Origin of the sequence: Novosphingobium album (ex Hu et al. 2023) (assembly GCF_022832385.1) — a bacterium.
Classification (GTDB): Bacteria; Pseudomonadota; Alphaproteobacteria; order Sphingomonadales; family Sphingomonadaceae; genus Novosphingobium; species Novosphingobium album.
On record NZ_JALHLE010000058.1, the window covers coordinates 1 to 6,183 of the forward strand.

Genomic DNA, 6,183 nt, shown 5'->3' on the forward strand with positions numbered 1-6,183 from the left:
GGGCACTGTGGAGCGCCGCGCGCGAGGCCTGCCGTGCGGCCGGCCACCGCGGACCATTCACGGTCAGCGCCGCGCCGGACGCTGTCGGCTGGTACGAGACTATCGGTTTTCGCGCCCAAGGTCCGGCAACGGACGAGGGAGGCATGATCCGCATACCGATGCAGATCGATTAGCTATCCCATCGCTCCGACGAGGTGTGCGACGATCGAGCTCACCCGCACGCCTTCGTTCATCACCGACCCGTCGCCGGTCGGTACCGAAGCGTGATGGAGCGCAATCATCTGCCATTCGTCGTTGAACACTGCGGCGCCTGAGGAGCCGGGCTCAGTGTCGGCGAGATAGTGCAGCCAGTCGTCGAAGATATCGACCATAGCGTTCTCGCGGATGCTCAGCACCTGCGGTCGCCCACCGGCGTGGTGGACGATGTTGACCCGCTCGCCGACCAGAGCCTTGCCACTTTCCCAGAACAGGTCGAGCGCGCCGAAATTGGCGGTCGAGCGTCCATCTATCTCGCTCTGAACACCGCACAGGGTGAAGTCCAAGTCCTCACTCGTGTAGAAGAACAAGTCTGGGTCGAGCGGAAACGACTGCCCTTCGAATGCCGCCTGGCCTGGCACCGGCTCGTAATAGCCGAGTTCGATCGCCGATCCGTCAGCGGTATCGGTATCGGGCAGAACGTGGTTGTTGGTAATCATGACGCGACTACCGATCAACGATCCCGTGCCGTAGAGCGCTCCGCCGTGCACAATCACCCGCCCCACGGCGCGCGCAGCCGCGTCGCCCGAGGCGAGAAAGCGGCGCGGAAGCGAATCGTCCTTGCCGATCACCGCTTCAAACAGCTTGCGGCTAGCCTCGGGTGTCTTGCCGATCTGCGTGCCGAGCGATTCCATGTGAAGCAGCTTTGCGCGCGCCTGCTGGCGATCGATGGGCTCGATGAGCGTCGGGTCGACGTCCGCGCCCCCCATGAATTCCGCCAGGGCCGCGCCGCGCGCGCGCCGGGCGGGGCCACGTTCGACCATGCGCACCGCGGCACACAGCCGCGCGTTGTTAACGTCCATTCGGATGTCCCCTATGTCGTGTCGTGCGAATTTCTCGCGGCAAGGGCGGTTCGGCCAGACTGACCGAAACCGACCCGCTTTCAGTTCGGGTCGCGTGCCAGGTGCCACGCGGCACTGTCAGCCAGTCGCCAGGCCGCAACTTGTGGACCGCCAACTCTTTGGGGACTGACAACCTCTGCCCGTCGAAGTCGACCGAGGTTGCCCCTTCGGGCGCAACGCAATTGCGATGCGGGTCGACCACCGTCGGCCGATCGGCCAAATGCCAGGTCTTCTCGCCGAACAACTGGACGATCCATACCGTCCGCTGGTCGAAATGGAGCGGGGTCCCGCATCCCGGTGGTGATACATAGGCATTGACGCGGCCGATCGTTGTGATGGCCGGATCATTCGGACGCAGCAGGTCCGTCAGGGCGGGCGCGTAACGCTCGAGGTCCATATAGCAGCAGGTCATGGGCAGAGTCGCACCGTTTGCCCCGGCGGGTAAGAAGACCTCGCGATGGTCGCCTTCTTCGCTCCGCCATATGGCCTTGCACGCGGACGCGCGCATCGCCGCGACCAGCATCTCGACGTAAGGTGGTTCCGCAGCCTCGCGATCGCAAACCACGTCGAGGGCACCGTCGATGTGTTGGACGGTCACGTGCCCTCGACAGGCAGTGCGGTCTCGTAACGCGGCCTGGCATGGTCGGAGATTTCCGGTTCCAGCGCACCCGCACCGACTACCGAGAAGACCGGCTGGCGCAAGGGATCGAGACTCAGCTGGCGTTCGAAAGTTTCGTCGCGGAGCGCCGCCGTCGTGAAACCGCCCAGCCCGAGCCAGGTCGCGGTCAACAGAGCCGATTGACTGCTCAGGCCGATCTCGGCCATCACGGCGCGCGCCACGCGTGAATAGTCGTACTTCCAGGCGGTGCGCGGCAGGAAGGCCGCGAGCAGGAACACGACGCCGGCTTCCTCGACCCATTTTTGATCGCCGCAGGCCGCGGCGATCCATTCGGACGGGTCCCCGGTGGAAATCTTCTCGAGACCGTGGCGCCGCACCGAATAGTGATAGCAGCCCTTGGCCACGCCCTCGACGTTGAGCACGACCGGGTAGACCTCGACCGGATGCAGCGAACCGCCACTTGGCGAGGTCTTGCGCACGAACACATCGCCGAGCGGATTGGGGACGGTGCGCAGCTGTCCCCACCCGTAATAGAGCAAAGTCGAAAGATGAGCTTCACTCAGCGCCTCGTCCGCATAGCGCCGGGCAGTGCGCCGTGTTTCCAGAACCTTTGGGAAGGATGCGCCCTTGCGGCTGCTCGTGATTGGCGGCGGTAGCGCGATGAAGGGAGCGTCGACCACTTCAAGATAGGCCGAGGCCTGCCGCGCGAGCGAAGCCTTCACGGCAAGCGCAGCATTGTACTCCTCCGGCACGGCGAAGCGCGTCCGGTCGGTGGTTCTGGTTTCCAGCAGGAAGCGCATCGCCGCTTCCCAGCCAGCTCCGGGGGAAGGAATCCGCTCGCCGGTCAGGTCGTCGCGGCGCGACGATAGCGCACCGATCGACAGGAGGTCACGAAACACTGCAATGCTGCGATCGATCGCCGCGGCAGCGCTGCCCTGCTCCTCGCCCGCGTCATCGAGTGCCTGTTGGATGAGCGCGGTGGGGTCGATCCAGTCGGTGAACCGCTCGAGGACCGCCAGGTCCTCCCGGGCGAAGGCCTTGCGCGCGCCAGTGGCGCCGTTCGTCAGCACGATGTTGCCATCCGCCACCGAAAGCTCGATCCCGTCAGTCAGACGCAGGTCGGCGTAGCGCTCGTCCGCCAGCACGGCGTCGGGTTCATCTGCCTCAGCCATGGGCGGCTTCCTTTTCGTCAGCGGGAAAGGCTTCGCGCATCTCTGCATGGAGCTCGTCCATTTCGACCGCGAGCATCCCGACAATCATGCGTGCCTGTGGCGTGAGTCCTCGGTCGGCGGCGAGTTCATGCGCAGCCTGGTGGTTGCTTGCCATGATCAGCATGGCCCGCAACTGGAAGTCACGCGCATAGCGATCACCCATTTTGCCACGCCGCCAGAAGTACTTCGTCAGCAGGACATAGATGAAATAGGCGTGGAAATAGCCGAACAGATCGCGCCGCGATCCCGACCACGGCAACGTGTAGCCTGCGGTGACCGGGGTTCCCCGTTCGACCAACGGGGTCATCTCGCCCAGCCGATACAGCACCTGGTGTCCGGCTTCATGGACCAGCGATTCCTCGATATCGAGCACCGATTCATCGAGATTGCCGAGCAGGATGATGCCCGCGTAGCGAGCCGCCGAACAACTGCGAAAAGTCCCGTCCGGCAGGTAGCCGATGACCCGGACATACTCGTCGATTTGCTCGGCCATCGCGGGCCAACCCGCTCGGACGCGGTCAAGGGCGAAGCCGACGACATCGGCCTGCAGGCGCATCGGATGCCCCGGGGCCGCGGTATCCTCCGCTGGTGCAGTCTTCCCCGTGAAGTCGTAGCTCGGCGGGGCGGCCGCATGGACGTAGGGGTGCAGAGACCAGCGCTCCACCGCGATCAACGTTCCGGGGACATAGGATTCGGCCTTGCCCGTCACCCGGCGCTCGACGTCGGCCAGGACCGAGGGAAGCTGCGCCAGGTGCATATCCGCCTCGTCGGACCGGCCGCTCGCAGTGGCGCGCAGCAGGAAGCGCAGCCAGATGGCAAAGACCGGGTCGTCGAACACGACCTCGGCCGTCGCGCCGGCCATCGGCGCCCTATTTCCAAGGTCGCCCAGCAGCCCGGTCGGCAGGCTGCCGAGTCCCCGGCCCTGGAGGAAGGCATCGCCATCCCGCAGCGCCGCGATAGCCAGTTCACTGCGCCGGGCCAGGAATGCCTCGCGCATCGCGGACATGGTCGCCGCGTCACCGTCCGGCTGGAAAGTAGACCGCCAGACAGGCAGTTCCACAACATTGGTCGCTCTATCGCTCATCGGCCTTTCGCCTCACCGGATGCGCGACTGGAGACCGGCAAGACGACCGCCGCCTTGCTGCTGCTGGTCGAGCAGAGCGACGAGGTCTTGCAGCAACTTGCCGCCGCCCTGTTGCTGCTGCTGATCGAGCAGCGCGACGAGATCTTGAAGGCTCCTGCCTCCGCCTTGCTGCTGTTGCTGATCAAGCAACGCCACGAGGTCCTGCAGGAAGGCGCGGCCGCGCTGCTGCTGATCGAACGGCATCATGTTGGCCAGCCTGGCTGCGGATACGCCTTTCTGCTGCGGGTCGAGCAGCGTCGCCAGCCCTTCGAGCCCTCCGGCGGCGCCGCGGGCGCGATTGAGCACGTTGGCGAGACCTTTGCCTCCACCTTGCTGCTGTTGCTGATCGAGCAGGGCAACAAGATCCAAAAGGTTTTTGCCACCGCCCTGTTGCTGCTGGTCGAGCACCGCCACGAGATCCTGGAGGAAAGCACGGCCCTTCTGCTGTTGCTGCTGATCTAGCACTGCAACAAGGTCCTGCAGGAAGGCGCGCCCCTTTTGCTGCTGCTGGTCAAGCAGCGTCGCCAGCCCTTCGAGCCCTCCGACGCCGCCACGGGCACGAGTGAGCACGTTGGCGAGGCCCTTGCCGCCCCCATGTTGCTGTTGCTGGACGAGCAGCGCGACAAGGTCCTGCAGCGCGTTGCCGCCGCCCTGTTGCTGCTGCTGGTCAAGCAGCGTCGCCAGCCCTTCGAGCCCTCCGACGCCGCCACGGGCACGATTGAGCACGTTGGCGAGGCCCTTGCCGCCACCTTGTTGCTGTTGCTGGTCGAGCAGCGCGACAAGGTCCTGCAGCGCCTTTCCGCCACCCTGTTGCTGCTGCTGGTCGAGCAGCGCGACAAGGTCCTGCAGCGCCTTGCCACCGCCCTGCTGCTGCTGCTGGTCGAGCAGCGCGACAAGGTCCTTTAGCGCCTTGCCGCCGCCCTGCTGCTGCTGCTGCTGGTCGAGCAGCGCGACAAGGTCCTTTAGCGCCTTGCCGCCGCCCTGCTGCTGCTGCTGGTCGAGCAGCGCGACGAGATCCTGCAGCGCTTTGCCGCCGCCCTGTTGCTGCTGCTGGTCGAGCAGCGCGACAAGGTCCTGCAGCGCTTTGCCGCCGCCCTGTTGCTGCTGCTGGTCGAGCAGCGCGACAAGGTCCTTTAGCGCCTTGCCACCGCCCTGTTGCTGCTGCTGGTCAAGCAGCGCGACGAGATCCTGAAGGTTTTTGCCGCCGCCCTGCTGTTGCTGCTGGTCGAGCAATGCCACGAGGTCTTGCAGGAAGGCCCGGCCCTTCTGCTGCTGTTGCTGATCGAGCAGAGCGACGATGTCCTGCAGGGCGCGCGAACCACGCTGCCTGGATTGGCCAAGCAGGGTGACGAGATCTTCGAGCATGGTTGAATATCCTTCCTGTCGATCGAACAAATTCACGAACGATTGATAAGAACGTGAGGACAATTCATCGTGGTTTTGATCTATTCCGAACATTAATTCCAAACTACTAGCGACATCCTTGATCGGTTGCTTTCCCACGTCTTTGATGATTGAGATGTTTTCGGAAGAAAGTCGCTGGTTAGTCGTTTCAGCAAAGGCCTCAGCGTCTTGCGAAAGCGACTTTGCCTTCTCGCTGTCAGTCAGAGCGAGCCCGATGACCGTAGCTATGGGTGAGACGGCGGCAGCCATTCGGCGCATCTCTCCTCAATACTTCGACTGCAATCACAGGAATTTTCATTGCAAATCACGCAAAATCGCAATTCTCTGCAAATGGTTTAAGCCACAATCCAAATTTTGCTTTTGAATCATATTGGACACGATTCTTAAATCGCTACTTTCTCAATCGATTCTCAATCACATTTCGATAAAATGTTTTTTTCGCACGATAAATCGCTTGCTTATTTATTATTAGAAAAGTAATATTAATACTCGTTTATCATGGTACCTGTAGAAAAGGCCGGACAACTTGCGCGAAATGTCCAGTCGAGCGCAGATCGCGCGAGCAAGTGAGGGAGGAGCGCACCAAGCTACCGAAAGTGAACCAGCACGAAGGGTCGGGAGGGCTTGCTTGCTGTCAAACTGGGGAACGAGGTTCGCGGCGCCCAAAAGCCGGCTATCGGCAAACTGATCTGCCCCCTTCTGAGTGGCCCAAAATCTGTTTTAGATTTT

Annotated in this window: 6 protein-coding genes; 1 reads left to right on the forward strand and 5 read right to left on the reverse strand. The window is 62.9% G+C overall.

Translation table 11 applies throughout. From position 1 onward, the window contains the following. Positions 1-5: 5 nt before the first annotated feature. Positions 6-173, forward strand: a complete 168-nt coding sequence (locus tag MTR64_RS21595) for a GNAT family N-acetyltransferase (RefSeq protein ID WP_419144976.1) — start codon at positions 6-8, stop codon at positions 171-173. On the opposite strand, the gene MTR64_RS21070 is transcribed toward MTR64_RS21595, so the two are convergent. Genes MTR64_RS21070 through MTR64_RS21090 form a run of 5 tightly spaced genes read right to left on the reverse strand, consistent with a single transcriptional unit; the run spans position 174 to position 5,415 of the window. Then, on the reverse strand, positions 174-1,058 hold the full coding sequence (locus MTR64_RS21070; RefSeq protein WP_243996533.1) for a trypsin-like serine peptidase: 885 nt from the start codon (positions 1,056-1,058) through the stop codon (positions 174-176). Continuing rightward, on the reverse strand, positions 1,048-1,695 hold the full coding sequence (locus tag MTR64_RS21075) for a cupin domain-containing protein (RefSeq protein ID WP_243996535.1): 648 nt from the start codon (positions 1,693-1,695) through the stop codon (positions 1,048-1,050). Before MTR64_RS21075 ends, MTR64_RS21070 begins: the two co-directional genes overlap by 11 nt. After that, complete coding sequence (locus MTR64_RS21080; RefSeq protein WP_243996537.1) at positions 1,692-2,888, reverse strand: SagB family peptide dehydrogenase; 1,197 nt, start codon at positions 2,886-2,888, stop codon at positions 1,692-1,694. The genes MTR64_RS21075 and MTR64_RS21080 overlap by 4 nt, the downstream gene beginning before the upstream one ends. After that, positions 2,881-4,011, reverse strand: a complete 1,131-nt coding sequence (locus MTR64_RS21085; RefSeq protein WP_243996539.1) for an aKG-HExxH-type peptide beta-hydroxylase — start codon at positions 4,009-4,011, stop codon at positions 2,881-2,883. The genes MTR64_RS21080 and MTR64_RS21085 overlap by 8 nt, the downstream gene beginning before the upstream one ends. 12 nt (positions 4,012-4,023) lie before the next feature. Beyond that, positions 4,024-5,415 carry a hypothetical protein gene (locus tag MTR64_RS21090; protein ID WP_243996540.1) on the reverse strand — a complete coding sequence of 464 codons (1,392 nt, stop codon included), beginning with the start codon at positions 5,413-5,415 and terminating at the stop codon, positions 4,024-4,026. Positions 5,416-6,183: the final 768 nt, after the last annotated feature.

Excerpts from the sequence above, each read along its gene's own strand:
- MTR64_RS21070 (WP_243996533.1), bottom strand. The coding sequence starts at position 1,058 with ATGGACGTTAACAACGCGCGGCTGTGTGCCGCGGTGCGCATGGTCGAA.
- MTR64_RS21080 (WP_243996537.1), bottom strand. The coding sequence starts at position 2,888 with ATGGCTGAGGCAGATGAACCCGACGCCGTGCTGGCGGACGAGCGCTAC.
- MTR64_RS21085 (WP_243996539.1), bottom strand. The coding sequence starts at position 4,011 with ATGAGCGATAGAGCGACCAATGTTGTGGAACTGCCTGTCTGGCGGTCT.
- MTR64_RS21090 (WP_243996540.1), bottom strand. The coding sequence starts at position 5,415 with ATGCTCGAAGATCTCGTCACCCTGCTTGGCCAATCCAGGCAGCGTGGT.